This window comes from Streptomyces sp. SAI-135 (assembly GCF_029893805.1).
Classification (GTDB): domain Bacteria; phylum Actinomycetota; class Actinomycetes; order Streptomycetales; family Streptomycetaceae; genus Streptomyces.
Genome location: NZ_JARXYP010000002.1, coordinates 1,953,288 through 1,977,433, shown reverse-complemented (window position 1 = coordinate 1,977,433; position 24,146 = coordinate 1,953,288). Strand labels below are relative to the sequence as shown.

General features: G+C 71.4%; 22 protein-coding genes. 16 read left to right on the top strand and 6 right to left on the bottom strand.

What is annotated here, in order from left to right:
• Positions 1-112: 112 nt before the first annotated feature.
• The 10 genes from infC to M2163_RS13345 all read left to right on the top strand — a co-directional run bounded on the left by infC (position 113) and on the right by M2163_RS13345 (position 10,881).
• Complete coding sequence (infC, locus tag M2163_RS13390; protein WP_280854247.1) at positions 113-778, top strand: translation initiation factor IF-3; 666 nt, start codon at positions 113-115, stop codon at positions 776-778.
• Positions 779-887: 109 nt separating this feature from the next.
• The gene (gene rpmI / locus M2163_RS13385) at positions 888-1,082 is read left to right on the top strand and encodes a 50S ribosomal protein L35 (RefSeq protein WP_003977225.1); all 195 of its coding nucleotides are present in this window, start codon (positions 888-890) and stop codon (positions 1,080-1,082) included.
• Positions 1,083-1,183: 101 nt separating this feature from the next.
• Positions 1,184-1,567 carry a 50S ribosomal protein L20 gene (gene rplT, locus M2163_RS13380; RefSeq protein ID WP_007380809.1) on the top strand — a complete coding sequence of 128 codons (384 nt, stop codon included), beginning with the start codon at positions 1,184-1,186 and terminating at the stop codon, positions 1,565-1,567.
• Positions 1,568-1,660: 93 nt separating this feature from the next.
• Positions 1,661-2,503 carry an RNA methyltransferase gene (locus M2163_RS13375; protein ID WP_280894055.1) on the top strand — a complete coding sequence of 281 codons (843 nt, stop codon included), beginning with the start codon at positions 1,661-1,663 and terminating at the stop codon, positions 2,501-2,503.
• Between the two features lie 48 nt (positions 2,504-2,551).
• The gene (locus M2163_RS13370) at positions 2,552-3,670 is read left to right on the top strand and encodes an ATP-binding protein (protein WP_280894054.1); all 1,119 of its coding nucleotides are present in this window, start codon (positions 2,552-2,554) and stop codon (positions 3,668-3,670) included.
• Positions 3,671-3,809: 139 nt separating this feature from the next.
• Entirely contained in the window at positions 3,810-4,931 is a 1,122-nt protein-coding gene (gene pheS, locus M2163_RS13365; protein ID WP_125191436.1) for a phenylalanine--tRNA ligase subunit alpha, read from the top strand.
• Complete coding sequence (gene pheT, locus M2163_RS13360; RefSeq protein ID WP_280894053.1) at positions 4,931-7,429, top strand: phenylalanine--tRNA ligase subunit beta; 2,499 nt, start codon at positions 4,931-4,933, stop codon at positions 7,427-7,429. Before pheS ends, pheT begins: the two co-directional genes overlap by 1 nt.
• 245 nt (positions 7,430-7,674) lie before the next feature.
• Positions 7,675-8,721 carry a PP2C family protein-serine/threonine phosphatase gene (locus tag M2163_RS13355; RefSeq protein ID WP_280854248.1) on the top strand — a complete coding sequence of 349 codons (1,047 nt, stop codon included), beginning with the start codon at positions 7,675-7,677 and terminating at the stop codon, positions 8,719-8,721.
• A gap of 204 nt (positions 8,722-8,925) precedes the next feature.
• Positions 8,926-10,266: a hypothetical protein gene (locus M2163_RS13350; RefSeq protein WP_053848917.1), complete on the top strand. Its 1,341-nt coding sequence runs from the start codon at positions 8,926-8,928 to the stop codon at positions 10,264-10,266.
• A gap of 75 nt (positions 10,267-10,341) precedes the next feature.
• Entirely contained in the window at positions 10,342-10,881 is a 540-nt protein-coding gene (locus M2163_RS13345; protein ID WP_280852569.1) for an NUDIX hydrolase, read from the top strand.
• A gap of 37 nt (positions 10,882-10,918) precedes the next feature.
• On the opposite strand, the gene M2163_RS13340 is transcribed toward M2163_RS13345, so the two are convergent.
• Positions 10,919-11,176, bottom strand: a complete 258-nt coding sequence (locus M2163_RS13340) for a hypothetical protein (protein ID WP_053848919.1) — start codon at positions 11,174-11,176, stop codon at positions 10,919-10,921.
• Positions 11,177-11,386: 210 nt separating this feature from the next.
• A complete protein-coding gene (locus tag M2163_RS13335) occupies positions 11,387-12,286 on the bottom strand; it encodes a 3-hydroxybutyryl-CoA dehydrogenase (RefSeq protein ID WP_280852570.1) in 900 nt (299 codons plus the stop codon).
• Between the two features lie 157 nt (positions 12,287-12,443).
• Between M2163_RS13335 and M2163_RS13330 the strand changes: the two genes are divergently transcribed.
• Positions 12,444-13,706, top strand: coding sequence for a family 10 glycosylhydrolase (locus tag M2163_RS13330; protein WP_280852571.1), 1,263 nt, complete (start codon positions 12,444-12,446; stop codon positions 13,704-13,706).
• Here the strand turns inward: M2163_RS13330 and M2163_RS13325 are convergent.
• Both M2163_RS13325 and M2163_RS13320 read right to left on the bottom strand, forming a co-directional pair.
• Positions 13,675-13,875 carry a DUF1918 domain-containing protein gene (locus M2163_RS13325; RefSeq protein WP_280852572.1) on the bottom strand — a complete coding sequence of 67 codons (201 nt, stop codon included), beginning with the start codon at positions 13,873-13,875 and terminating at the stop codon, positions 13,675-13,677. The two genes, M2163_RS13330 and M2163_RS13325, sit on opposite strands and share 32 nt — an antisense overlap.
• A gap of 94 nt (positions 13,876-13,969) precedes the next feature.
• Entirely contained in the window at positions 13,970-14,881 is a 912-nt protein-coding gene (locus M2163_RS13320) for a DMT family transporter (RefSeq protein WP_280852573.1), read from the bottom strand.
• Here M2163_RS13320 and M2163_RS13315 point away from each other — a divergent pair.
• On the top strand, positions 14,880-16,313 hold the full coding sequence (locus tag M2163_RS13315) for a PLP-dependent aminotransferase family protein (protein WP_280852574.1): 1,434 nt from the start codon (positions 14,880-14,882) through the stop codon (positions 16,311-16,313). The genes M2163_RS13320 and M2163_RS13315 overlap by 2 nt on opposite strands.
• Here M2163_RS13315 and M2163_RS13310 read toward each other — a convergent pair.
• Positions 16,310-16,930, bottom strand: coding sequence for a DUF6461 domain-containing protein (locus tag M2163_RS13310; RefSeq protein ID WP_280852575.1), 621 nt, complete (start codon positions 16,928-16,930; stop codon positions 16,310-16,312). The two genes, M2163_RS13315 and M2163_RS13310, sit on opposite strands and share 4 nt — an antisense overlap.
• 86 nt (positions 16,931-17,016) lie before the next feature.
• Between M2163_RS13310 and M2163_RS13305 the strand changes: the two genes are divergently transcribed.
• Positions 17,017-17,457: a GNAT family N-acetyltransferase gene (locus M2163_RS13305; protein WP_280852576.1), complete on the top strand. Its 441-nt coding sequence runs from the start codon at positions 17,017-17,019 to the stop codon at positions 17,455-17,457.
• A gap of 73 nt (positions 17,458-17,530) precedes the next feature.
• On the top strand, positions 17,531-18,124 hold the full coding sequence (locus M2163_RS13300; protein ID WP_280852577.1) for a histidine phosphatase family protein: 594 nt from the start codon (positions 17,531-17,533) through the stop codon (positions 18,122-18,124).
• Between the two features lie 124 nt (positions 18,125-18,248).
• On the opposite strand, the gene M2163_RS13295 is transcribed toward M2163_RS13300, so the two are convergent.
• Entirely contained in the window at positions 18,249-18,725 is a 477-nt protein-coding gene (locus M2163_RS13295; RefSeq protein ID WP_280852578.1) for a DUF6314 family protein, read from the bottom strand.
• Positions 18,726-18,863: 138 nt separating this feature from the next.
• Between M2163_RS13295 and M2163_RS13290 the strand changes: the two genes are divergently transcribed.
• Positions 18,864-21,341, top strand: coding sequence for an alpha-L-arabinofuranosidase C-terminal domain-containing protein (locus M2163_RS13290; protein ID WP_280852579.1), 2,478 nt, complete (start codon positions 18,864-18,866; stop codon positions 21,339-21,341).
• A gap of 212 nt (positions 21,342-21,553) precedes the next feature.
• Positions 21,554-24,124, top strand: a complete 2,571-nt coding sequence (locus M2163_RS13285) for a YfhO family protein (protein ID WP_280897252.1) — start codon at positions 21,554-21,556, stop codon at positions 24,122-24,124.
• Positions 24,125-24,146 lie beyond the last annotated feature (22 nt).

Sequence of the window (24,146 nt, the reverse complement as noted above, 5' to 3'; positions counted from 1 at the left end):
CCGTCTGTGATCGTCCGGGGCATTTTTTGTGCTTCGGCGCGGTTAGGTCTTAACGAAAAGACATACGCGGCTGTCCGCCAGACCGCCGTGTGGTGCTAACCGAGGAGGATCCATCAGCGCCGAGCCCCGCATCAACGACCGGATTCGCGTTCCCGAGGTGCGACTTGTCGGTCCCAGTGGCGAGCAGGTGGGCATCGTCCCGCTGGCCAAGGCACTGGAGCTTGCGCAGGAGTACGACCTGGACCTGGTCGAGGTCGCGGCGAACGCCCGTCCGCCCGTGTGCAAGCTCATGGACTACGGGAAGTTCAAGTACGAGTCGGCCATGAAGGCCCGTGAGGCGCGCAAGAACCAGGCGCACACGGTCATCAAGGAGATGAAGCTCCGGCCGAAGATCGACCCGCACGACTATGACACCAAGAAGGGTCACGTCGTCCGGTTCCTCAAGCAGGGCGACAAGGTCAAGATCACGATCATGTTCCGTGGTCGCGAGCAGTCCCGGCCGGAACTCGGCTACCGACTGCTGCAGCGTCTCGCGGAGGACGTCCAGGACCTCGGCTTCGTGGAGTCGAATCCGAAGCAGGACGGCCGAAACATGATCATGGTTCTCGGTCCGCACAAGAAGAAGACCGAGGCGATGGCCGAGGCCCGCCAGGCGCAGGAAGCCCGCAAGGCAGACGCGAAGGCCAACCCCGGCAAGTCGCAGAACGCCGCGGAGTCCGACGAGGCCGGGACCGAGTCCGAGGCCGAGGCCCCGGCAGAGGCTTCCGCCGAGGCGTGACCCCCGGGGACGCGAGTCCCCAGGACACAACCGATACAAGAGCGACGCTCACAGTGCCCGGTTTCAGGACCGGGCACCGGAGCGCCACCGACGAGGAGAGAACGGCGCTATGCCGAAGAACAAGTCGCACAGCGGTGCCAGCAAGCGCTTCAAGATCACCGGCTCCGGCAAGGTGCTCCGCGAGCGCGCCGGCAAGCGCCACCTGCTCGAGCACAAGTCGTCCCGTGTGACGCGTCGCCTCACCGGCAACGCCGAGATGGCCCCGGGCGACGCCGCGAAGATCAAGAAGCTTCTCGGCAAGTGACGTACGCGGCGCTCCGCCTGAGCGCCGTACGTCTGGACCGGGACCCCATCGATACCGGGCCGTGTGAGTCCAACCACGGCCCCGCTACAAGGAGTTAAAAAGTGGCACGCGTCAAGCGGGCAGTCAACGCCCACAAGAAGCGCCGGGCGATCCTCGAGGCGGCCTCCGGCTACCGCGGTCAGCGTTCGCGCCTGTACCGCAAGGCCAAGGAGCAGGTCACCCACTCGCTGGTCTACAACTACAACGACCGCAAGAAGCGCAAGGGTGACTTCCGCCAGCTGTGGATCCAGCGCATCAACGCCGCTGCCCGCGCCAACGGCATCACGTACAACCGCTTCATCCAGGGTCTGAAGGCCGCGAACATCGAGGTCGACCGCAAGATCCTGGCCGAGCTGGCCGTCAACGACGCCACCGCGTTCGCCGCGCTGGTCGAGGTGGCGCAGAAGGCCCTGCCGGCCGACGTCAACGCCCCCAAGGCGGCCTGACGCCGCACCGGGCCTAGGCCGACGTGACTGAGCGGACCCGTGGGTTATTGCCTGCGGGTCCGTTGCGTTGAACAGATGGTGAAAGTGAGTCCGATGAGTGCTGCCCCCGAGCTGATCTCCCCCCGTTCCGCCCGCGTCGCGGCCGCCCGGCGGCTCGCCCGGCGGAACTTCCGGGGCAAGGAGCGACTGTTCCTGGCCGAGGGGCCGCAGGCCGTGCGGGAGGCCGCGGGGCACGGGCTGGTGGAACTGTTCGCCACCGTGGAGGCGGCGGAGCGGTACGCCGACATCATCGAGGACGCGCGCGCCGTGGGCGCCCGGCTGCACCTCGCCTCCGAGGACGTCGTCGCCGACATCTCGACGACCGTCACCCCGCAGGGGCTCGTCGGGGTCTGCCGGTTCCTGGACACCCCCTTCGAGGAGATCCTCGCCGCCCGGCCGAAGCTCGTCGCCGTGCTCGCCAACGTGCGGGACCCCGGCAACGCCGGCACCGTCCTGCGCTGCGCCGACGCCGCCGGTGCCGAGGCCGTCGTCCTGACCGACGCGTCCGTCGACCTCTACAACCCCAAGGCCGTACGCGCCTCGGTCGGCTCCCTGTTCCACCTGCCCGTCGCCGTCGGTGTGCCCGTGGAAGAGGCCGTCGCGGGGCTCAAGCGGGCGGGGGTGCGCATCCTCGCCGCCGACGGGGGCGGTACCGACGACCTGGACGACGAGCTCGACAAGGGCACCATGGGCGGCCCGACCGCCTGGGTGTTCGGCAACGAGGCGTGGGGGCTCCCGGAGGAGACCCGCGCACTCGCGGACGCCGTGGTGCGCGTCCCGATCCACGGGAAGGCCGAGAGCCTGAACCTCGCCACCGCCGCCGCCGTATGTCTCTATGCGTCGGCCCGTGCACAGCGCGCCTTCGGAGGGTGCCGCTCCGTCACCGAGAACCAGTAGGGTGACCAGCTCGGGGCCCCTCAGACGCCTGAGAGGTGGGGTACGGGGATGAGTGTCGGCACGAGGAGCACGCAGGGCGTGTCCGAGGCCTGCGCCGGTGGTCCCGCCGAGCTCGGCCTCGACCCTGACCAGCTGCCCGACGGCCTCGTCGTCGCGGACGCACAGGGCCGCGTGATCCGCTTCAACGCCGCCGCGGCCCGGATCACCGCCCTGCCCGCCGAGGAGGCCCTCGGACAGCGCCTGGAGAAGGCCCTCCCGTTGGAGGACCTGGAGGGGCGGCGCTGGTGGCAGCTGACCGACCCGTACGGCGGTCTGGCGATCCGCAGGCGGCAGCCGGAGCGGAACCTGCTGCTGCCGGGCGGCCGTGAGGTCCTGGTGGCCGCGCAGTACGTGCGCACCGAGCCCACCGGACCCGTCCACCGGGTCGTCGTCACCCTCCGGGACACCGAGGCCCGCCGCCGCACCGAGCGCAGCCACGCCGAGCTGATCGCCACCGTCGCCCACGAGCTGCGCTCCCCGCTCACCTCCGTCAAGGGCTTCACCGCGACCCTCCTCGCCAAGTGGGAGAGGTTCACCGACGACCAGAAGCGGCTGATGCTGGAGACCGTCGACGCGGACGCCGACCGGGTCACCCGGCTCATCGCCGAGCTGCTGGACATCTCACGCATCGACTCCGGGCGCCTTGAGGTCAGGCGCCAGCCCGTCGACATCGGTGCCGCCGTCGGACGCCACATCCAGGCCTACGTCGCCGCGGGACTCGCCGCCGACCGCTTCCTGCTCCGGCTCGAACAGCCGCTCCCGGCGCTCTGGGCCGACCCCGACAAGATCGACCAGGTGCTCAGCAACCTGCTCGAAAATGCGGTGCGGCACGGCGAGGGAACCGTCACCATTGACATCACGCCCACGGCGTCCCCCCGCGAAGGGGAGGACACCGGCACGTCGGTCACGGTGAGCGACGAGGGTCCCGGCATCCCGGAGGAGTCCATGAACCGCGTCTTCACCCGCTTCTGGCGGGGCAGCAAGCGCGGTGGCACCGGCCTCGGGCTCTACATCGTCAAGGGCATCGTCGAAGCCCACGGCGGCACCATCACGGTCGGCCGCGGCCCCCAGGGCGGCGCCGAGTTCCGATTTACGTTGCCCGTGAGCGCTCCGGCCTATCTGAGCTGAGTGCCCGCGGGCGCATCCGTACATCCCCACCCCGTTAGACTCGGCCTTTGGCACCCATGTGTCCCATGGACGGCCCTCTGACCTCTGAGTGAGTCGGTGACGGGGACCTTCAGCCAGCCAATCGGAAGCACGGGAAGAGATGTCGGCACCGAACAAGTCGTACGACCCTGTAGAGGTCGAGGCCCTGAAACCGGAAGAGATCGAGCGCATGCGGGAGGAGGCGCTCGCCGCCTTCGCCGCCGCGGACTCCCTCGAAGCGCTCCAGGAGGCCAAGGTCGCCCACACCGGGGGCACCTCCCCGCTGGCCCTCGCCAACCGCGAGATCGGCGCCCTGCCCCCGCACGCCAAGGCCGCCGCCGGCAAGCTCGTCGGCCAGGCCCGGGGCGCGGTGAACAAGGCCCTCGCCGGCCGGCAGGCCGAACTGGAGGCCGAGCGCGACCAGCGCGTGCTGGTCGAGGAGGCGGTGGACGTCACCCTGCCGTACGACCGCGTGCCGGCCGGCGCCCGCCACCCGCTCACCACGCTCTCCGAGCGCATCGAGGACGTCTTCGTGGCCATGGGCTACGAGGTCGCCGAGGGCCCGCAGGTCGAGGCCGAGTGGTTCAACTTCGACGCGCTCAACATCGGCCCGGACCACCCAGCCCGCGGCGAGCAGGACACCTTCTTCGTCGAGGGCCCCCAGGGCGGCACCGAGTCCGGTGTCGTGCTGCGCACCCACACCTCGCCCGTGCAGATCCGCTCGCTGCTCTCGCGGGACCTGCCGGTGTACGTGATCTGCCCCGGTGTCGTCTACCGCACCGACGAGCTGGACGCCACGCACACCCCGGTCTTCCGCCAGGTGGAGCTGCTGGCCGTCGACGAGGGCCTCACCATGGCCGACCTCAAGGGCACCATGGACCACATGGTCCAGGCGCTGTTCGGCGAGGGCATGAAGACCCGGCTGCGCCCGAACTTCTTCCCCTTCACCGAGCCGTCCGCCGAGATGGACATGGTGTGCTACGTCTGCCGCGGCGAGTCCGTCGGCAACCCCGACCGCCCCTGCCGCACCTGCTCCTCGGAGGGCTGGATCGAGCTGGGCGGCTGCGGGATGGTCAACCCCAAGGTGCTGACCGCCTGCGGCGTCGACCCGCAGAAGTACAGCGGCTTCGCCTTCGGGTTCGGCATCGAGCGGATGCTGATGTTCCGCCACAACGTCGAGGACATGCGAGACATGGTCGAGGGTGACGTCCGGTTCACCCGGCCGTTCGGGATGGAGATCTGATGCGGGTCCCGCTTTCTTGGCTGCGGGAGTACGTCGACCTGCCGGCGACCGAAACCGGCCGTGACGTCCAGGCCAAGCTCGTTTCCGCAGGGCTCGAGGTCGAGACCGTCGAGCACCTCGGCGCCGACCTCAAGGGCCCCCTGGTCGTCGGCCAGGTGCTGACCATCGAGGAGCTGGAGGGCTTCAAGAAGCCCATCCGCTTCTGCACGGTCGACGTCGGCCAGGCCAACGGCACCGGGGAGCCCCAGGAGATCGTCTGCGGCGCCCGCAACTTCGCCGTCGGCGACAAGGTCGTGGTCGTGCTCCCCGGAGCCACCCTGCCCGGCGGCTTCTCGATCTCGGCGCGCAAGACGTACGGCAAGACCTCCCACGGCATGATCTGCTCCGGCGACGAGCTGGGCATGGGCGACGACGGCAGCCACGGCATCATCGTGCTGCCTCCGGAGACCGAGGTCGGCAAGGACGCCATCGAGCTCCTGGAGCTGGTCGACGAGGTCCTCGACATCGCCGTCACCGCCAACCGCGGCGACTGCCTGTCCATCCGCGGTGTGGCCCGCGAGGCCGCCATCGCCTACGGCCTGCCGCTGCGCGACCCCGCCCTGCTCGACGTGCCGGGCCCGAACGCCTTCGGCTACCCGGTCCAGGTCTCCGACCCGTTCGGCTGCGACCGCTTCACCGCGCGCACCGTCACCGGTCTGAGCCCCGAGGCCCGCTCCCCGCTCTGGCTCCAGCGCCGGCTCCAGAAGGTCGGCATGCGCCCGATCTCGCTCGCCGTCGACGTCACCAACTACGTGATGATGGAGCTCGGCCAGCCGCTGCACGCCTACGACCGCTCCCTGGTCCAGGGCACCATCGGGGTGCGCCGGGCCGAGGAGGGCGAGCAGATCAAGACCCTCGACGGCGTCGAGCGCAAGCTGCACGCCGAGGACCTGGTCATCACGGACGAGCGCGGCCCGATCGGCCTCGCCGGTGTGATGGGCGGTGCCAACACCGAGATCGCCGACCACGCCGAGGGCGAAGGCACCACCGACGTCGTCATCGAGGCCGCCCACTTCGACGCGGTCTCCGTCGCGCGTACGGCCCGTCGCCACAAGCTGTCCTCCGAGGCGTCCCGGCGCTTCGAGCGCGGGGTCGACCCGCAGGCCGCCGCCGCTGCCGCCCAGCGCACGGTCGACCTGCTGGTGCTGCTCGCGGGCGGCACCGCCGAGGCCGGTGTCACCGAGGTCGTCGCCCCGTCGGCCCCGCACACCATCAGCATGCCGGCGGACCACCCCGACAAGGTCGCGGGTGTCTCCTACGGCCGCGAGACGGTCGTACGGCGTCTTCAGGAAGTCGGCTGCGACGTGTACGGGCAGGACGAGCTCATCGTCACCGTGCCGTCCTGGCGCCCCGACCTCCAGGAGATCAACGACCTGGCCGAGGAGGTCATCCGGCTGGAGGGCTACGAGAACCTGCCCTCCACGCTGCCCAAGCCGCCGGCCGGGCGCGGTCTGACCCACCGCCAGCGGCTGCACCGCCGGGCGGGCCGGGCACTGGCCGGGGCCGGGTACGTCGAGGCGCCGAACTACCCCTTCGTCGGTGAGCAGGTCTTCGACCAGCTGCTGCTGGACGCGGGCGACCCGAAGCGCCGGGTCGTCAGGCTCACCAACCCGCTCAACGACGAGGAGCCCGCGCTCCGTACGTCCCTGCTGCCGGGCCTGTTCGGCGCGCTGCGGCGCAACGACGGCCGGGGCTCGCACGACCTGGCGCTGTTCGAGACCGGCCTGGTCTTCCTGCCGCGCGAGGAGCAGCGGACCGCCGCGGTGCTGCCGGTGGACCGGCGGCCGACCGACGAGGAGATCGCCGAGCTGGACGCCGCGCTGCCCGAGCAGCCTCGCCATGTGGCCGTGGTGCTCGCCGGTGCGCGCGAGCAGGCCGGCTGGTGGGGCAAGGGCCGTCCGGCCGACTGGGCGGACGCGGTGGAGGCGGCACGGGTCGTCGCTCGCGAGGCCGGGGTCGAACTGGTCGTCCGCGGTGGGCAGTACGGGCCGTGGCACCCGGGCCGGTGCGCCGAGCTCCTGGTCGGCGACACCGTCGTCGGTCACGCCGGTGAGCTGCACCCGCGGGTCGTGAAGGCGTTCGGGCTGCCCGCGCGGACCTGCGCGATGGAGCTCGACCTGGACGTCCTGGAGACGGTCGGCGACGACACTCCGCAGGCGCCCGGCATCTCCACGTTCCCGGTGGCCACGCAGGACGTCGCCCTGGTGGTCGACAAGTTCGTGCCCCACGCCGAGGTCGAGGCCGCGCTGCGGGCGGGCGCGGGTGAACTCCTGGAGGGCATCCGGCTGTTCGACGTGTACGAGAACGAGGAGCAGCTCGGCGACGGCAAGAAGTCGCTGGCGTACGCGCTCCGGTTCCGGGCCGGGGATCGGACTCTGACCGTGGATGAGGCTTCCGCGGCTCGGGACGCGGCGGTTGCCCTTGCGGGGGAGCGGACCGGGGCAGTGCTGAGGGCCTAGTCGCCGTGGGGGCTTCGGGCGTCCGGCGGCTGCGGCTCCGTCGTGGCTTGTCGTGCAGTTCCCCGCGCCCCTGGTGGGGTGTGGGGCTGCGCCCGCACACCCCCCATATCCGGTCACCTCACTCGATAGGGTGAGTTCTCCCGGTGATCTGGCCCATCTGGGCCATCTGCTCGACAGAATCGGACCGGCCTCTCGAGGCCGGTCCGATTGCGTGTGCAGGGCCTAGTTGGGGGGCCATCGGCATGATGTGCTTCAAGGCTGCGGTTCCCCGGCGGGGGTCGCTGCGCCGTGTGCTCTCGATGGGGCTGCCCACCATGTGGGGTGCCGTCGCGATCACCTACAAGCTGACCTGTCCGCTCGCGCAGCAGAACGGCATGGGTGCGCGGGCCGTCACCAGTGCCGTGTTCTTCGCGGTGGGCACCGGACTGATCCTCCATGTGCGGCGCACCCTGCTGCGCGAGCTGCGGCAGGCCCGCCAGGTCGCGGGTGCCGCCCAGAGCGTGCTGCTGCGGCCGTTGCCCCCGCACATCGACGGGCTGACCGTCGCCGCGGCCCAGATGTCCGCCGACCGGGGTGCCACCATCGGCGGCGACCTGTACGAGGCCGTCGCCACCGAACACGGAGTGCGGGTCGTCATGGGGGACGTCCGCGGCCACGGCCTCGCCGCCATCGGCACCGCCGCCGCGGTCCTCGGCAGTTTCCGTGAGGCCGTGCACGACGAGCCCGACCTCCAGGGGGTGCTGCGCAGACTCGACCGCGCGCTCGCCCGGCACCTGCGCGAGCGCGCCGAACGGGACGGCACGGTCGCCGAGGAGTTCGTCACCGTACTGCTGCTGGAGATCGGGCAGGACGGCGAGCTGTGCGCCCTCAACTGCGGTCACCCGTGGCCGTACCTGCTCAGCGGCTCAGTGGTCGAGCCGCTGTCCCGCGCGGACCCGATGCCACCGCTGGGCCCGTTCCCGCTGCCCGCCGACTTGGCGGGGCTGCGGTGCGGCCATCTCCTGCCGGGGGAGAGCCTGGTCCTGCACACGGACGGTGCCGAGGACGCCCGGGACGCTCATGGCCGGTTCTTCTCGCTGCCGGAAGCGCTGCGCGAGGCTGTGCACGGCACACCTCAGGTGGTCCTGGGCGCGGTCCTCACCGCGCTCCTGAACCACACGGGGGCGACACCGACCGACGACGTCGCCCTACTGGTCCTTCAGAACACACGCCAACGCGGGCGTGGTTCAGGGGCGCGGGGAACTGCGCGACCAGCCGCCACCCACCCGCAGCCGACAACGCACCTCACCTGAACCCCGGTCAAGCCCACGGCCAGGCCACCGCACTGTACGAGGGGGAGCCGGCGGCCCGGCCGGCCTCTTGCGAGGCAATTCAGTCAACCGGCCGGGAACTCTCCGCAACAGTGCGCACACCCTGCGGATTCGAGCACTCCGATCACACCCCGTGTGAAAGCGAACCCACTAATCTGACGGCACCGAGCCACCCGGGGGGCACAGATGCAGCCCAACACTCTGCTCGACGCGATCCTCGACGAAGCCGGGATCTCGCACGCAGGGCTTGCCGCACACGTGAACCAGGCCGGCAGGGCACGCGGCCTGGCGCTCAGGTACGAACACACCGCCGTGGCGCGCTGGTTGAAGGGCCAGCGCCCGCGCGGCCAGGTGCCCGACCTGATCTGCGAGGTGCTGGCGGGCCGCCTGCAACGCCCCGTCACCCTCGACGACATCGGCCTCGGCGTGCCCGGCGAACCCTCCGCCCCGCACGGCACCTCGCTGTCCGGCTTCGTCGAGCGGGCCACCGCCCTGTGGCGCTCCGACGAACAGCAGCGCCCGCACATCCTGGGCGCCCCCGCGGTCACCGGGACACCCGCGGTCATGCCGGTGTGGGAGTGGGAGAACCCGCCCGAGGACGTCGACGTCTCCCGCGGTGGCCGGCACCGGGTCACCCCCGCCGACATCGAGATGCTGCGCGCGGCCCGCACCCACTACGAGCAGATGTACCGCAAGGCGGGTGGCATAGCGACCCGGACGAGAATCGTGGGCTTCCTCAACGCCGAGGCGGCCCCGCTGCTGCGCGGCAGCTACACCGACGAGACGGGCCGCCAACTGCACCGGGCCACCGGAGGGCTGGTCGCCGTCGCCGGCATCTGCGCCTACGACTCCGACGCCCACGGTCTCGCCCAGCGCTACTTCCACCAGGCCCTCAGGCTCGCCAAGGCCAGCGGGGACCGGGGACTGGGCGCGTATGTGATCGCACTCCTGGTCAACCAGTCCCTGTTCATGCGGGAACACCGTCAGGCCGTCGCCTTCGCCGAGGCCGCGCTCAGGGCCGCAGGCAAGCACATCACTCCGGCGCTCGCCTGCGACCTGTACGCGATGCAGGCCAAGGCGTACGCCCACCTCGGCGACGGCACGACCGCGCTGTCGTGCATCCGGCGGGCCGAGCAGGCCGCCGAACGCATCCGGCGCGGATACGAGCCCGACGAGACGGGCTATGTCCAGCCGGGCCTCGTCAACGTCCAGGTGGCGGAGGCGCTCCTCAGCCTCGGCGAGCTCGCGGCCGCCGCCGCCCATGCCGCGGCCGCCGTCGACAACCCGGCCCACGACCGCGGCCGGGTGCACCGGCTCGCGATGCTCAGCACGATCGAGCTGCGCCAGGGCAACGCCGACAAGGCGGTGGCCACCGCCGTGCAGATGGCGGAACAGGCGCGGGGGATGGAGTCCCAGCGGCTGCGCGACAGACTCAGAGCGGTGCGCGAACACCTGGTCCGGAGTGGCTGCGCGGGCACGTCCGAGGCAGCCGAACTGATCGACGGCGCACTGCGCGTGCCCCTGTAGGTCGGCACACGGACGCCGACACCCCACAGTCCCTGCTGCGATATTGCCACTTACTCGACGGAAGGTGGCAGAACCGTGCAGTGGACGAAACAGAACGAACAAACTGTGTATGAAAACCGCTGGTTCAGCGTCAATCTCGCCGATGTCGAACTGCCGGACGGCCGGCATCTCGACCACTTCCTGATACGGCTGAGGCCCGTCGCCGTCGCCACGGTGGTGAACGAGGCCAACGAGGTCCTGCTGCTGTGGCGCCACCGCTTCATCACCGACAGCTGGGGCTGGGAGCTCGCCGCGGGTGTGGTCGAGGACGGCGAGGACATCGCCGTCGCGGCCGCCAGGGAACTCGAGGAAGAGACCGGCTGGCGGCCGGGACCGCTCCAGCACCTGATGAGCGTGGAGCCCTCCAACGGACTCACCGACGCCCGGCACCACATCTACTGGGCCGAGACGGGCGAGTACATCGGGCACCCCGTGGACGACTTCGAGTCCGACCGCCGGGAATGGGTCCCCCTGAAACTCGTTCCCGACATGGTCGCCCGTGGGGAGGTCCCGGCCGCCAACATGGCGGCCGCGTTACTCCTGTTGCACCATCTGAGGCTCGGTCAGGACACCTAGGGCCTGCCCTGATCCCCCACCCGGGTGCCCCGCGGCCTCAGTGGCCGAAGGCCTGCCAGATCGCCACGACGAGCGCGCCCACGGCGGTGATCGCCGCGACCGCGGGCAGCGGCCAGCGGGCGTGCTCCAGGGCGATGATCCGTGCGCTGAGATCGTCGATCTCCTTGTCCGTCTCCTCCGTACGGTGATGGAGCAGAGCGAGGCCTCCCTCGACGCGTGCGTACGCGACATCGAGGCGGCGCCGTAACTCTGCGAGTTCTCCATGGACCACGGGATGCTCCGGGTCGGCGGTCACGGGTCCGCTCCTTTCCGTAGTCGTCACATCCCTTGCATGCGCATGAAGAGTCAACTCGCCTGGTGGGCGCGTGGGGAGAGTGTGCGACAGGCATATGCGGGCCCGGCGCGCACACGGTGTGTGAATGACGCGGGCCCGGCACTCCGAGAAGTGCCGGGCCCGCGGTCGTAGCACTGTGTCACCGGCACCCTGGAACGGACAGGGTGCGGGTCAGCCGTAGGTGTAGAACCCCGAGCCGGTCTTGCGGCCCAGCCGGCCCGCGTCGACCATGCGCTGGAGCAGCGGCGGAGCGGCGTACAGCGGCTCCTTGTACTCCTCGTACATGGAGAAGGCGACCGAGGCGACGGTGTCCAGGCCGATCAGGTCGGACAGCTTCAGCGGGCCCATCGGGTGGGCGCAGCCGAGCTCCATGCCGTTGTCGATGTCCTCGCGGCTCGCGATGCCCGACTCGAACATCCGGATCGCGGACAGGAGATACGGGATCAGCAGCGCGTTGACCACGAAGCCGGAGCGGTCCTGGGCGCGGATCGCGTGCTTGCCGAGCAGCTTCTCGGCGAACTGCTGGGCGCGGGCCAGGGTGCCCTCGGAGGTGGTGAGCGCCGGGATCAGCTCGACGAGCTTCTGTACCGGGGCCGGGTTGAAGAAGTGGATGCCGACGACCTGGTCGGGACGCGAGGTGGCGACCGCCAGCTTCACCAGCGGGATCGAGGAGGTGTTGGACGCCAGGATCGCGTCCGGGCGGGTCACCACCTGGTCGAGGACCTGGAAGATCTCCGTCTTCACCTGCTCGTTCTCCACGACGGCCTCGATGACGAGGTCGCGGTCCGCGAACTCGCCGAGGTCGGTGGTGAAGGAGAGCCGGGCCTGGGTGGCCGCCAGCTCGTCCGCCGTGATCTTGCCGCGTTCGGCGGCCTTGGTCAGGGAGTTGAACAGCCGGGTGCGGCCGATCTCCAGGGCCTCGCCGGTGGTCTCGGCGACCTTCACGTCCAGACCGGCGCGGGCGCACACCTCGGCGATGCCCGCCCCCATCTGGCCGCAGCCCACCACTCCGACGCGCGCGATGTCTCCCGCGGGGAAGTCCGTCACTTCGTCCCTTTCGCTGGTCTTCACCTGGTGGCAGTCCGGCGGTGGCCGGATCCTGCTCCGTTCGAGCACGTTACTCCCAAGTATCGATGATCGATCGTCTGGGGCCGCCCTCGTTCGTGCATTCTGGGGCGCGGAGACGATCCGTGACCGAGCGGATCCGTGGTGTAGGGGGAGTGTGCACATGGGACGTCTGTCGCGCCGGGCCTTCGCGCTGGCCGCGCTGTCCACCCTGACGACGGCCTCGGGAGCGGCCGCCGCGCCGGGCCGTCCGAGGCGGCGGGCGGCGACCGAGATGCGGGGCGTGTGGCTCGCCACCGTGTCCAACCGGGACTGGCCCTCGAAGCCGGGGCTGAGCGCCGCACAGCAGCGCGCGGAGCTGATCGCCCACCTCGACCGGGCGGCGGCGGACCGCCTGAACGCGGTGATGTTCCAGGTACGGCCCACCGCCGACGCCCTGTGGCCCTCGCCGTACGAGCCCTGGTCGCAGTACCTCACCGGGACGCAGGGCAGGGACCCGGGCTGGGACCCGCTCGGCACCGCCGTCACCGAGGCGCACCGGCGGGGACTGCAACTGCACGCCTGGTTCAACCCTTACCGGATCGCGGGCCACGCGGATCCGGCCAGGCTCGTCGCCTCCCACCCCGCCCGACAGCACCCGGACTGGGTGGTGCCGTACGGCGGGAAGCTCTACTACAACCCCGGACTGCCCGAGGTCCGCGCCTTCGTCCAGGACGCGATCTTCGACGCGGTGCACCGGTACCCGCTGGACGCGGTCCACTTCGACGACTACTTCTACCCGTACCCGGTGGTCGGCCAGACCTTCGACGACGACGCGGCCTACGACGCGTACGGCGGCGCCTTCTCCCGGCGGGCCGACTGGCGGCGCGACAACATCGACCGGCTGGTCCTGGAGACCGCGGCCCGCATCAAGCGGGTCAGGCCCAGCGCACAGTTCGGCATCAGCCCCTTCGGGGTGTGGCGCAACGCGGCCACCGATCCGCTCGGCTCGGACACGCGCGCGGGTGTGCAGTCGTACGACGACAACTTCGCGGACACCCGCAAGTGGCTGCGCGAGGGCTGGATCGACTACCTCGTGCCGCAGCTGTACTGGCACATCGGCTTCGCGGCGGCCGACTACGCCGAACTCGTGGCCTGGTGGGCGCGACAGGCGCGGGGCAGCAGGACCAGGCTGTACCTCGGCGAGGCGCTCTACAAGGCGGGCGACCCGGCGCAGCCCGCGGCCTGGCAGGATCCCGCGGAGCTCTCCCGCCATCTCACGCTTGCGCGCGAGTACGAACAGGCGCGCGGACACGTCTTCTTCGCCGCGAAGGAGGTCGCCTCCGACCCCGTCGGGGCGATGGCGCGGGTGGTCGCCGACCACTACCGGAAGCCGGCGGCGCCCTCGCGCCGGATCACCGGCCCAGCTGCTCGAACCGGTGCCTGATCTCGGTGTCGGGGCCGGGTGAGCACACGCCCTCGTGCCCGTCCTCGAAGCGGACGCGGTACGGGGGGTTGCCCTCCTGACCCATCACCTCGACGATCTCGCCGACCTTGTCCTGCTGTCCGACCACCCTGCCGTGCTGGACAAGCTGGTCGCCCACGGTTGCACGCATCGTCTGGGGCCTCCTCACCAAGTGCGGGAGCAGCGGTCCGTGGCCCCGATTCTACGGCGCGGGGGCCTGGTTGCGACCTGCGCGTGCACGCCGGTCAGCCCCGCGCCCGCTGCGTGACGGCGATGCACACGAGCACCGCCGCGGCCGTCAGCGGGGCGGCCACCGTCAGGTGCTCGCCGAGCAGCAGCACCGACCACACCAGTGTGAGCAGGGGCTGAGCCAACTGCAACTGGCTGGCCTTGGGAATCCCGATCGCCGCCATGCCGCGGTACCAGACGACCAGGCCGACGAACTGCGAGCCGACCGCGACCCACACCAGCCCGGCGACGCTGTGCGCGGTGAGATGCACGGGCTCGTACGACAGCGCGAGCGCCGCCGCGGGCACACTGACCGGCAGGCACAGCACCAGCGCCCAGCCGATGACCTGCCAGCCGGGCATGGTCCGGGCCAGCCGGCCGCCCTCGGTGTAACCCGCCGCGCACACCAGCAGCGCGGCGAAGAGATACAGGTCGGCGGTGGTCAGGGCACCGCCGCTCTGCTGCACGGTGAAGGCGACCACCGCGGCGGCGCCCGCGAGGGCAGCCGTCCAGAAGGTGCGCGAGGGGCGGGTGCCCATGCGCAGGGCCGACAGCAGCGCGGTCGTCAGGGGGAGCAGGCCGACCACGACGGCGGCGTGCGCGGTGGTCGACGTCCGCAGGGCGAGCGTGGTGAGCAGCGGGAAGCCGACCACGACCCCGGCGGCCACGACCGCGAGCCCGGGCCGGTCCCGGCGGCTCGGCATCGGCACACGCAGCGCGAGGAGACAGCCGCCCGCGACGAGGGCCGCGAGGACGCTGCGCACGGCGACCAGGGACCAGGGCCCGAAGCCCTCCAGACCCCACGCGGTGGCGGGGAAGGTGAGGGAGAAGGCGGCGACGCCGAGGGCGGCCTGCACGGTGCCGAAGGTCTTCGCCGGGGCCGGAACCGCTATCCCGGTCGGTGCGGTAGCGCTACTCTGTGCTCTCATGCAAGAGCGTAGCAGCGTGACCGAACTGGCGGAACAGCTGAGGAGAGAGCTCGACCGCTACTCTCCGGGTGGAAAGCTCCCGTCGAGCCGGGCCCTCGTCGACCGGTTCCGGGTCAGCCCGGTGACCGTCTCCCGCGCCCTCGCCCAGCTCGCCGCCGAGGGGCTGGTGATCACCCGCCCCGGTGCCGGTGCCTTCCGTGCCCAGGCGCGCTCCGCCGGGGCCCCGGCCGGGGACACCTCCTGGCAGGAGGTCGCGCTGAGCGCCGACGGCGCCGCCGACCTCGTACCGCGCTCGGTGGACGCGTCCGGCGTCCTGGTCTCGCTGGCCGCTCCGCCGCCCGGGGTGGTCGAATTCAACGGCGGCTATCTGCACCCCGTCCTCCAGCCGGAGCGCGCGATGTCCGCGGCCCTCGCCCGTGCGGGCCGCCGCCCCGGGGCGTGGGGGCGGCCGCCGACGGAGGGCCTGCCGGAACTGCGCGAGTGGTTCGCGCGGAACATCGGCGGCGCGGTCACGGCCGCGGAGGTGCTGATCACCGCGGGCGGACAGTCGGCGCTCACGACCGCGCTGCGCGCCCTGGCCCCGCCCGGCGCGCCCGTGCTCGTCGAGTCGCCCACCTATCCCGGCATGCTGGCGATCGCGCGCTCGGCGGGCCTTCGTCCGGTCCCCGTGCCCGTGGACGCGGAGGGTGTGCGGCCCGCCCTGCTCGCCGACGCGTTCCGGGCGACCGGCGCCCGGGTGTTCGTCTGCCAGCCGCTGTTCCAGAACCCGACCGGCGCGGTGCTGGCCCCCGGACGCCGGGGCGAGGTGCTGCGGATCGCCCGCGAGGCCGGTGCGTTCGTCGTCGAGGACGACTTCGTACGACGCCTCGTGCACGAGGACGCCGGGCCGCTGCCGCGTCCGCTGGCCGCCGACGACCCCGACGGAGTGGTCGTCCATGTCAGTTCGCTGACCAAGGCGACCTCGCCCAGCTTCCGGGTGAGCGCGCTCGCGGCACGCGGCCCGGTGCTGGAGCGGCTGCGCGCGATCCAGATCGTCGACACCTTCTTCGTCCCCCGGCCCCTCCAGGAGGCCGCCCTGGAACTCGTCGGCTCACCGGCCTGGCCCCGCCATCTGCGCACGATCTCGGTGGAGTTGAAGGCGCGCCGGGACACGATGACCACGGCCCTTCGCCTCACCCTTCCCGAACTCGCCCTCCCGCACGTCCCGTCGGGCGGCTACCACCTCTGGCTCCGCCTCCCCGACGGCACGGACGAGACCGCCCTGACCGCGGCGGCCCTGCGCGCGGGTGTCGCGATCACCCCGGGCCGCCCGTACTTCAGCGCGGAACCCCCGGCGGGGCACCTGCGGTTGAGCTTCGCGGCGGTGGCGGGGCCTCAGGAGATCCACGAGGGTGTACGGCGGCTCCGTACGGCCTGTGAGGAGGTGCTCTAGCCGCGCGGCACGGTCCCGCACAGGAACGCGGCGGTGGCGAACAGCTCCGGTGTCGGCCGTATGCCGGTCAGACGGTGGGCGAGGGCGAAACAGGCGCCGGTCAGGGTGGCGTAGTAGGCGTCGTGGTCGCCGTCCTCGTCGCGCTCGGAGAGGTCGAAGCCCGACTCCCGCATCTCCGTGAGGAGCTCGTCGGGACGGCTGCCGTACCGCTCGTCGGCGAACAGGGGCTGGAAGTCCAGGCGCAGATCACCGTCCTGGTACCAGCAGAAGCGGTCCACCGCGTTGACATTCAGGAAGTGGGAGACGATGCGGCGACCGCGGGAGAGGGGCAGCATGGCCTGGTCGGTGACGCCGAGGCAGCCGTTGAACTCCACCATGAGGGTCCAGTCGTCCACGGCCGCGGCGCCGACGAACATCCTGGAGGGGCCGGAGAGTTCGTACGCCGGCCCGCTCAGCCCGTCCACCCCGACGACCCGCCCGTGCCCCTCGGCCCCCAGCTCCCCGAGCAGCCCTTCGGGCGCGATGTCCCGGACCAGCGTCACGCAGTACGCCTCCATCAGGAACCGGTACCGCTCCTTCAGCCACGCGTAGTCCGCGGCGGTGCTCGTCCCCGTCATGTCCCGCAGCATCGCACCCGGCACTGACACTGTCCTTGGCGGAAAACCGTTCGACGCCGGTGCTCGCGGCCTGGAAACCTCCCGGCATGACCGACACCCCGCCCCTCGCCCAGGGCTACGAGATCTCCGCCGACCCCGACCGCATCGACGCCGGGCGGGTGCACCGCTGGCTGTCGACGGACGCGTACTGGGCGATCGGGCGGCCGCGTGAGAAGCAGGACCGGGCGATCGCCGGATCGCTCAACTTCGGGGTGTACGCGGCGGAATCGGGAGAGCAGGTGGCGTATGCCCGGGTGGTCACCGACCTGGCCACGTTCGCCTGGCTGTGCGACGTGTACGTGGACCGGTCGGTGCGGGGCGAGGGCATCGGGACGGCGCTGGTCGGGGCCGTGCGCGAGCACCTGCGGCCCTACGGCCTCAGGCGGATCCTGCTCGCCACCCACGACGCCCACGGGGTGTACGGGAAGCTCGGGTTCGCGCCGCTCGCCAAGCCCGATCACTGGATGGCGCTGGTCTTCGGCGAGTAAGCCCCGAGGCACCCTCGGTAACTCCCCGGTAACGCCTCTTGACCTGCACACTTTCACGGCTCACGATCGCCGCATGCAACTTCGGGTCACGTTCGTCGCCGCCGCGCGCAGTTCCTCGCTGCTCGCCGAACGGTTCGAGGACGACCGTCCTCTCGACCAGGCCGGCTGGGACCAGGTGCTGGCCGTGGCGCCCGACCTGCTGCCGCTCGCGGCGGCCGAGCTGCGGTACTGCTCACCCGCGCCCCGCAGCCGTGCCACCGGCGACGCGCTCGGGTACTCCCCGCTGGTCCAGCTGGCCCTGCGGGACTGCGACATGGGGCGCTGGCGCGGGCTGACCCTCGGCGAGGCGATGGCCCGCGAACCGGAATCCGTGGACGCCTGGCTCGCCGACCCGCGGGCGGCCCCGCACGGCGGCGAGTCCCTGCTCGACTTCATCACCCGGGTCGGCGGCTGGCTCGACACCCGCCCCTTCGAGGACGGCGGCCGTGTCGTCGCGGTCGCGGAACCGTCGGTGGTCCGTGCCGCGCTGGTGTACGCCCTGAAGGCCCCGCCGTCCACCTACTGGAACCTCGACGTACGCCCCCTGTCCGCCGTCACGGTGACCGGCCGGGCGGGCCGCTGGAACCTGCGCTTCGACGGGACGCCGACCCGGGCTGCGCGGGCGTAGCGGGCCGTTCGGGAAGTGCCGTTGTGCCGGCGGCAGTGGAGTCTGTCTCGCGCGGCGAGTTGCCGGTTCTCGTGTCAGCGGATGTGCGCCCCCTGCCGGGCACCTGTGCTCCCCGGGAGGCCGGTCAGGGGGCGGTCGGCCGCACTGCGCGGCCGTCCTTCCGCTCGCGCGCGTAGTCGGTCGTCAGGACCAGGTCCTTCGCCGGGCCGCCCACCCGCCACACCGTGCGCCAGTGGTCCGCGTCCAGGATCGTGAACTCGCCGCGGTAGAGGTCGGCCGCGCAGGGGTGGTCGGCGACGTGCCGGCCGGAGGTGAGGTCGAGGTCGTGGAAGGGGCGGCCGTCGGCGAAGCGCACGTCCGCCGTCCCCGAAGTCGCGCCGGGAAGGAACCGGAGGGTGCGCTCGGCGGGGCGCGGGACGCCCTGCCAGACGAACATGCCCGACTCCTGGGACAGCAGCCCGCCACTCTCCAGTCGGCCGAAAGCAGTCGTACCGGAGAACCGCCCTTCGTCCCCGCTCGCCAGATCCCGCACGGTTCGCTCGGTCCGCCAGCTCCCCGCCAGGTACTCCAGCGCATCCGCCACTGGCCAGAACCCGCCCATCAGCCCCTGCCTTCCGACACTTTCGAAACCGCGTGACCCGTTGACGCTCCGGATCACCCTCCCTATCTTGCCGTTCGAAGTGCTGATCACCGTTCGATATTTAGAACGTCACCTTCGACAGAGAGCCGCGGAGCATCCATGTCACGCACCCGCTGGAGACTCGGTCTCGGCGCCACCGCCCTTCTGGTGGCCTCCGGTCTGATCCCCGCCCCCGCCCATGCCGAGGACGTCACCGACTACGCGATCACCGTCGACCCGTCCGCCCGGGGCGCGAAGATCGACGACACGATGTACGGCGTCTTCTTCGAGGACATCAACCGCGCCGCCGACGGCGGTCTGTACGCCGAGCTCGTGCAGAACCGGTCCTTCGAGTACTCCGCCGACGACAACGGTTCGTACACCCCGCTGACCTCCTGGACGGTCGCCGGCACGGCCCGGGTCGTGAACGACGCCGGACGGCTCAACGCCCGCAACCGCAACTACCTCTCCCTGGGCGCCGGTTCGTCCGTCACGAACGCCGGATACAACACCGGCGTCCACGTCGAGGCGGGCAAGAAGTACGACTTCTCGGTGTGGGCCCGCGCGGACGCCGGCACCGCCCTCACCGTCTCCCTTCAGGACGCCGACGGCCCGCTCGCCGCCGCCCGCCAGGTGGCCGTCACCAAGAGCGGCTGGGCCCGGTACAAGCTCACCCTCACCGCCGGCCGCACCAGCTCCGCCGGCCGTCTCACCGTGGCCTCCTCCGCCGCGGCCGCCCTCGACATGGTGTCCCTCTTCCCACGCGACACCTACCGGGGTGAACCCAACGGACTGCGCAAGGACCTCGCCGAGAAGATCGCCGCCCTGCACCCCGGCTTCGTGCGCTTCCCCGGCGGCTGCCTGGTCAACACGGGCTCGATGGAGGACTACAGCGAGGCCTCCGGCTTCCAGCGCAAGCGGTCCTACCAGTGGAAGGACACCATCGGCCCGGTCGAGGAGCGTGCCACCAACGCCAACTTCTGGGGCTACAACCAGAGTTACGGCCTCGGCTACTACGAGTACTTCCGCCTCGCCGAGGACATCGGCGCCATGCCGCTCCCCGTCGTCCCCGCCCTGGTGACCGGCTGCGGCCAGAACAAGGCCGTCGTCGACGAGGCCCTGCTCAAGCGGCACATCCAGGACACCCTCGACCTCATCGAGTTCGCCAACGGCCCGGCGAGCTCCCGGTGGGGCAAGGTGCGGGCGAAGATGGGCCACCCCAAGCCCTTCCGTCTCACCCACATCGAGGTCGGCAACGAGGAGAACCTGCCGCACGAGTTCTTCGCCCGGTTCAAGGAGTTCCGCGCCGCCATCGCGGCGAAGTACCCGGACATCCAGGTGATCTCCAACTCCGGCCCGGACGACTCCGGTACGACCTTCGACACGGCCTGGCAGCTCAACAAGGACGCCAAGGTCGACATGGTCGACGAGCACTACTACAACAGCCCCCAGTGGTTCCTCCAGAACAACGACCGCTACGACTCCTACGACCGCACCGGCCCGAAGGTCTTCCTCGGCGAGTACGCCTCCCAGGGCAACACCTTCAAGAACGCCCTCACCGAGGCCGCGTTCATGACCGGCCTGGAGCGCAACGCCGACGTCGTCGAACTCGCTTCCTACGCCCCGCTGTTCGCCAACGAGGACTACGTCCAGTGGCGGCCGGACCTGATCTGGTTCAACAACCACGCCTCCTGGAACTCCGCCAACTACGAGGTGCAGAAGCTGTTCATGAACAACGTCGGCGACTGCGTGGTGCCCTCCACGGCCACCGGCACGCCCTCGCTGCTCGCCCCGATCACCGGCGCCGTGGGCCTGTCGACGTGGGCGACGACGGCGGCGTACGACGACGTGCAGGTCACGGATGCCGACGGCCGGGCGCTGCTCACCGACGACTTCTCCTCCGGTGCCGCGCAGTGGACGCACACCGGTGGCGGCAGCTGGAGCGTCCAGGACGGGCAGTACGTGCAGACGGACGTGAACGCCGAGAACACCATGGTCTCGGCCGGCGACCCGTCCTGGCACGACTACGACCTGAAGGTGAAGGCCACCAAGAAGGCCGGCAAGGAGGGCTTCCTCGTCGCCTTCGGGGTCAAGGACACCGGCAACTACTACTGGTGGAACATCGGCGGCTGGAACAACACCCAGACCGCCGTCGAACAGGCCGTGGACGGCGGCAAGTCGACGCTGATCTCCAAGGCCGGCTCGGTCGAGACCGGCCGCGCCTACGACATCGACGTCAAGGTGCGCGGCCGTCACGTGACCCTCTACCTCGACGGACAGGAGTGGGGCAGCTTCACCGACGACAAGCCGGCCGAGCCGTTCCGTCAGGTCGTCACCCGGGACCAGAAGACCGGTGACCTGATCGTCAAGGTCGTCAACGCCCAGAACGCGGCGGCCCGCACGGCCGTCGACCTCGGCGGCGCCAAGGTGGCGTCCAGGGCCCGGGTGACCACCCTGGCGGCCGCCCAGGACGCCGTGAACAGCGAGACCTCGACCACGGTCGCCCCGGTGACGTCCACCTTCGACGGGGTCGCGGGGAAGTTCTCGTACACCTTCCCGGCGAACTCGGTCACCTTCCTGAGGATCAGGCAGAAGTAGCCGGTGGGCGGTGGGGTGGAGCGGCACTTTTCGTTCGCTTCCGGATAGCGCCGAATTCACCCCACCGCCATCGCCGGGAGCACAACCAAGCGAATTCACCCCCCGTCTAATTCGGCGCAGAAACAACGCGCTGGGGCGAAGGCCCCGGACGGGGGCCTGAATTGACCAGCGACCAGAGCGTGCGACCGACCGTCCCGCCCGAACCGAAGACCCTGGGCGACCGCACGGGAGAGCAGCCGCCCGCCGGACCGGGGCGGGCCGCCCTGCTGGCGGCGACGATCACCGTCCTCGTGCTCTGCGCGGCCGACGCCGTCGCCCGCAGCCACCCCTTCGGCCCGCGCACCCGGAACGTCAACGACCTGGGCAACCAGTACGTCCCGTTCCACGCGCACCTGTGGGACCTGCTGCACGGGCGGGGCACCGGCGGCCTCCTCGTCAACTGGCAGTCGGGGTACGGGGCAAGCTTCCTGCCCGACCTCGGCACCTACCTCACCAGTCCGTTCGCGCTGCTCGTGGCCCTGTTCCCGAGGGACCGGATCGACCTCGCCGTGTACGTGATCACTGTGCTGAAGATCGCGTGCGCGGGTGCCGCCATGACCTGGCTGCTGCTGCGGCTGCGCCCCGGGCGCTGGTGGGCGGCGGGGCTGCTGGGCGCGTCCTACGCCCTGTGCGGCTGGACCGTGGCGACCGCCTCGTACAACCTCATGTGGCTCGACGGGCTGATCGCCCTGCCGCTGCTGTGCCTGGTCGGCGAGTGGGTCCTGAGCGGCCGGCGCCCGCTGCTCGGGGTGCTGGTCGTGACGGCCGTCTGGATCGCGAACTTCTACACCGCCTACATGGCGACCCTCGCCGCCGTGCTGGTGTTCCTGCTGAGGCTGTGGCCGGCCGGGCTGCCGTACCGGCGCAGGCTCGCCGCGGCCGGCCGGGCCGCCGTGACCTTCGCGCTCGGCATCGGCCTGGCCGCGCCCCTGGTGACGGTCGTCTACTTCGGCAGTGCGCACGCCTCCGAGGGCCGCTTCACCCGGTTCGCGCCGGTGGGCACCGAGGACCTGCTGGCCCGGCTGCTGCCGACGACGTACAGCTACGGTTCCCCGGCGCTCTTCGTCGGCACCACGGCACTCTTGCTCGCCCTCGCCCTGCCCTTCCACCGGGCGGCGCCCCGACGGGTGCGGGCCGGATGGACCCTGCTGGTGCTCGTCGTGACCCTGTCGATGCAGTGGGGCCCGACCCACCTGATGTGGCACGCCTTCGCCGCACCGCAGGGCAGCTCGTACCGCCAGACCTTCGTGGTGTGCGCCCTGCTGGTGATGGCGGCCTGGCACGCGCTGTCCTACGGCCCCCTCGACCGCCGGGCCCTGGGCGCCGCGGCCGGACTGCTCGCCCTGATCGCGGCCGTCGCGAGCGGGAGTCAGCTGGTCCGTTCCTTCGCCTGGCCGGTGTTCCTGACGGCGGCCCTGGGCGCGCTGCTCGGCCTTGTCCTGCTCGGCCGTGAGCGCCCCGTGCTGCGGGTGGCCCCGGCCGCGCTCGCCGCGGTCCTGCTCGTCGGCGTGCAGCTCGGTGAGGCCACCGCCACCGACGCCGTGGCCACCCGGATGCGGTTCGGGCACATGGACGACTACGCCCCCTGGGGCGACCGGCAGCAGCAACAGGCCGACGCGATCGACCGGTCCGACGGCTGGCCCCGCTACCGCACCGACCCCGGCCGGGAGCAGACCGTCGGCAACGACCCGCTGGAGCTCGGCGGCCAGGGCGCCCAGTACTACAGCAGCCACACCTCCGCCGTGCTGAGCAGTACGCTCACCGCCCTCGGCTTCGGCTGGACCTCGGGCGGCCGCAGCCTCCAGAGCCTGGACAACGCGGTCACGGACGCCGTCTTCTCGGTGGGCGCCCGGGTGCACTCCCCGCCGGACCCGCACCAGAACTGGTTCCCGCAGGACGGCAGCGCGGTGACCGTGACCCGCGAGGACGTCCCGCCCCTCGTGACGGTACGGCCGTCCGCCGCGACCGGTGCCTTCGGGCCGTCCCCGTACCGCAACCAGGAGCTGCTGCTGGGCGCCCGGGTCTACACCCTGCCCCGCATCACCGTCCTCAACGGCGCCGGGAAGCGGCCTTACCGCAGCACCGACCGCCGCCAGGGCGTGCGGGTCGGGGCGAAGGCGACGATCACCGCCCGGTGCCGCGCGGGCAGCGAGGTCTACCTCTGGGCGCCGTACTTCTCGGGCACCGCACGGCTCGCCGGCCCTTCCGCCTATGGTCCGACCGGCCGGTTCCGGGCCGACTGGCGGCCCCTCACCAAGATCGCCGCCATGGCGCGGCTCGGCACGGTCCCGGACTCCGGGCGCCTGACGATCGAGCTGTCCGCGAACCGGCTGGGGGTCGTGCCGGACCAGGCGGTCGGCTGCCTGGACACCGGGCGTCTGCACTCCGTCGTACGACAGCTCCGGGCCACCGGCGCCACCCGGGTGACCGTCTCCGGCTCCGGCGGCACACTCCGGGCCGCGCTCCCGGCCGGCAGCAAGGGCATCGCCGTCGTCGCCGCGCCCCGGATCGCCGGCTGGCGCTGCGCCGCCGGTGACGGGGCCCTCGTACCCGCGAGGCAGTACCACGGGCTGATCGCCGTGCCCCTCGACGGCACCGCAACCAGTGTGACCTGCGCCTTCCGTCCGCCGGGTCTGCGCCTGGGTACGGCGATCGGGGGTGGTTCCCTCGCGGTGCTCGCCGGGCTCGGTGTGTTCGGGGCCGTGCGCCGGCGGAGGGGCGTGAATATGCAGCCGGTTGCATAAACGTGCAGCGAAACGTATAGTC

Coding starts and splice junctions, on each gene's coding strand:
- rpmI (WP_003977225.1), top strand. CDS start 888: ATGCCGAAGAACAAGTCGCACAGCGGTGCCAGCAAGCGCTTCAAGATC.
- M2163_RS13375 (WP_280894055.1), top strand. CDS start 1,661: ATGAGTGCTGCCCCCGAGCTGATCTCCCCCCGTTCCGCCCGCGTCGCG.
- M2163_RS13370 (WP_280894054.1), top strand. CDS start 2,552: ATGAGTGTCGGCACGAGGAGCACGCAGGGCGTGTCCGAGGCCTGCGCC.
- pheS (WP_125191436.1), top strand. CDS start 3,810: ATGTCGGCACCGAACAAGTCGTACGACCCTGTAGAGGTCGAGGCCCTG.
- pheT (WP_280894053.1), top strand. CDS start 4,931: ATGCGGGTCCCGCTTTCTTGGCTGCGGGAGTACGTCGACCTGCCGGCG.
- M2163_RS13355 (WP_280854248.1), top strand. CDS start 7,675: ATGTGCTTCAAGGCTGCGGTTCCCCGGCGGGGGTCGCTGCGCCGTGTG.
- M2163_RS13350 (WP_053848917.1), top strand. CDS start 8,926: ATGCAGCCCAACACTCTGCTCGACGCGATCCTCGACGAAGCCGGGATC.
- M2163_RS13330 (WP_280852571.1), top strand. CDS start 12,444: ATGGGACGTCTGTCGCGCCGGGCCTTCGCGCTGGCCGCGCTGTCCACC.
- M2163_RS13325 (WP_280852572.1), bottom strand. CDS start 13,875: ATGCGTGCAACCGTGGGCGACCAGCTTGTCCAGCACGGCAGGGTGGTC.
- M2163_RS13315 (WP_280852574.1), top strand. CDS start 14,880: ATGCAAGAGCGTAGCAGCGTGACCGAACTGGCGGAACAGCTGAGGAGA.
- M2163_RS13320 (WP_280852573.1), bottom strand. CDS start 14,881: ATGAGAGCACAGAGTAGCGCTACCGCACCGACCGGGATAGCGGTTCCG.
- M2163_RS13310 (WP_280852575.1), bottom strand. CDS start 16,930: ATGACGGGGACGAGCACCGCCGCGGACTACGCGTGGCTGAAGGAGCGG.
- M2163_RS13305 (WP_280852576.1), top strand. CDS start 17,017: ATGACCGACACCCCGCCCCTCGCCCAGGGCTACGAGATCTCCGCCGAC.
- M2163_RS13300 (WP_280852577.1), top strand. CDS start 17,531: ATGCAACTTCGGGTCACGTTCGTCGCCGCCGCGCGCAGTTCCTCGCTG.
- M2163_RS13295 (WP_280852578.1), bottom strand. CDS start 18,725: ATGGGCGGGTTCTGGCCAGTGGCGGATGCGCTGGAGTACCTGGCGGGG.
- M2163_RS13290 (WP_280852579.1), top strand. CDS start 18,864: ATGTCACGCACCCGCTGGAGACTCGGTCTCGGCGCCACCGCCCTTCTG.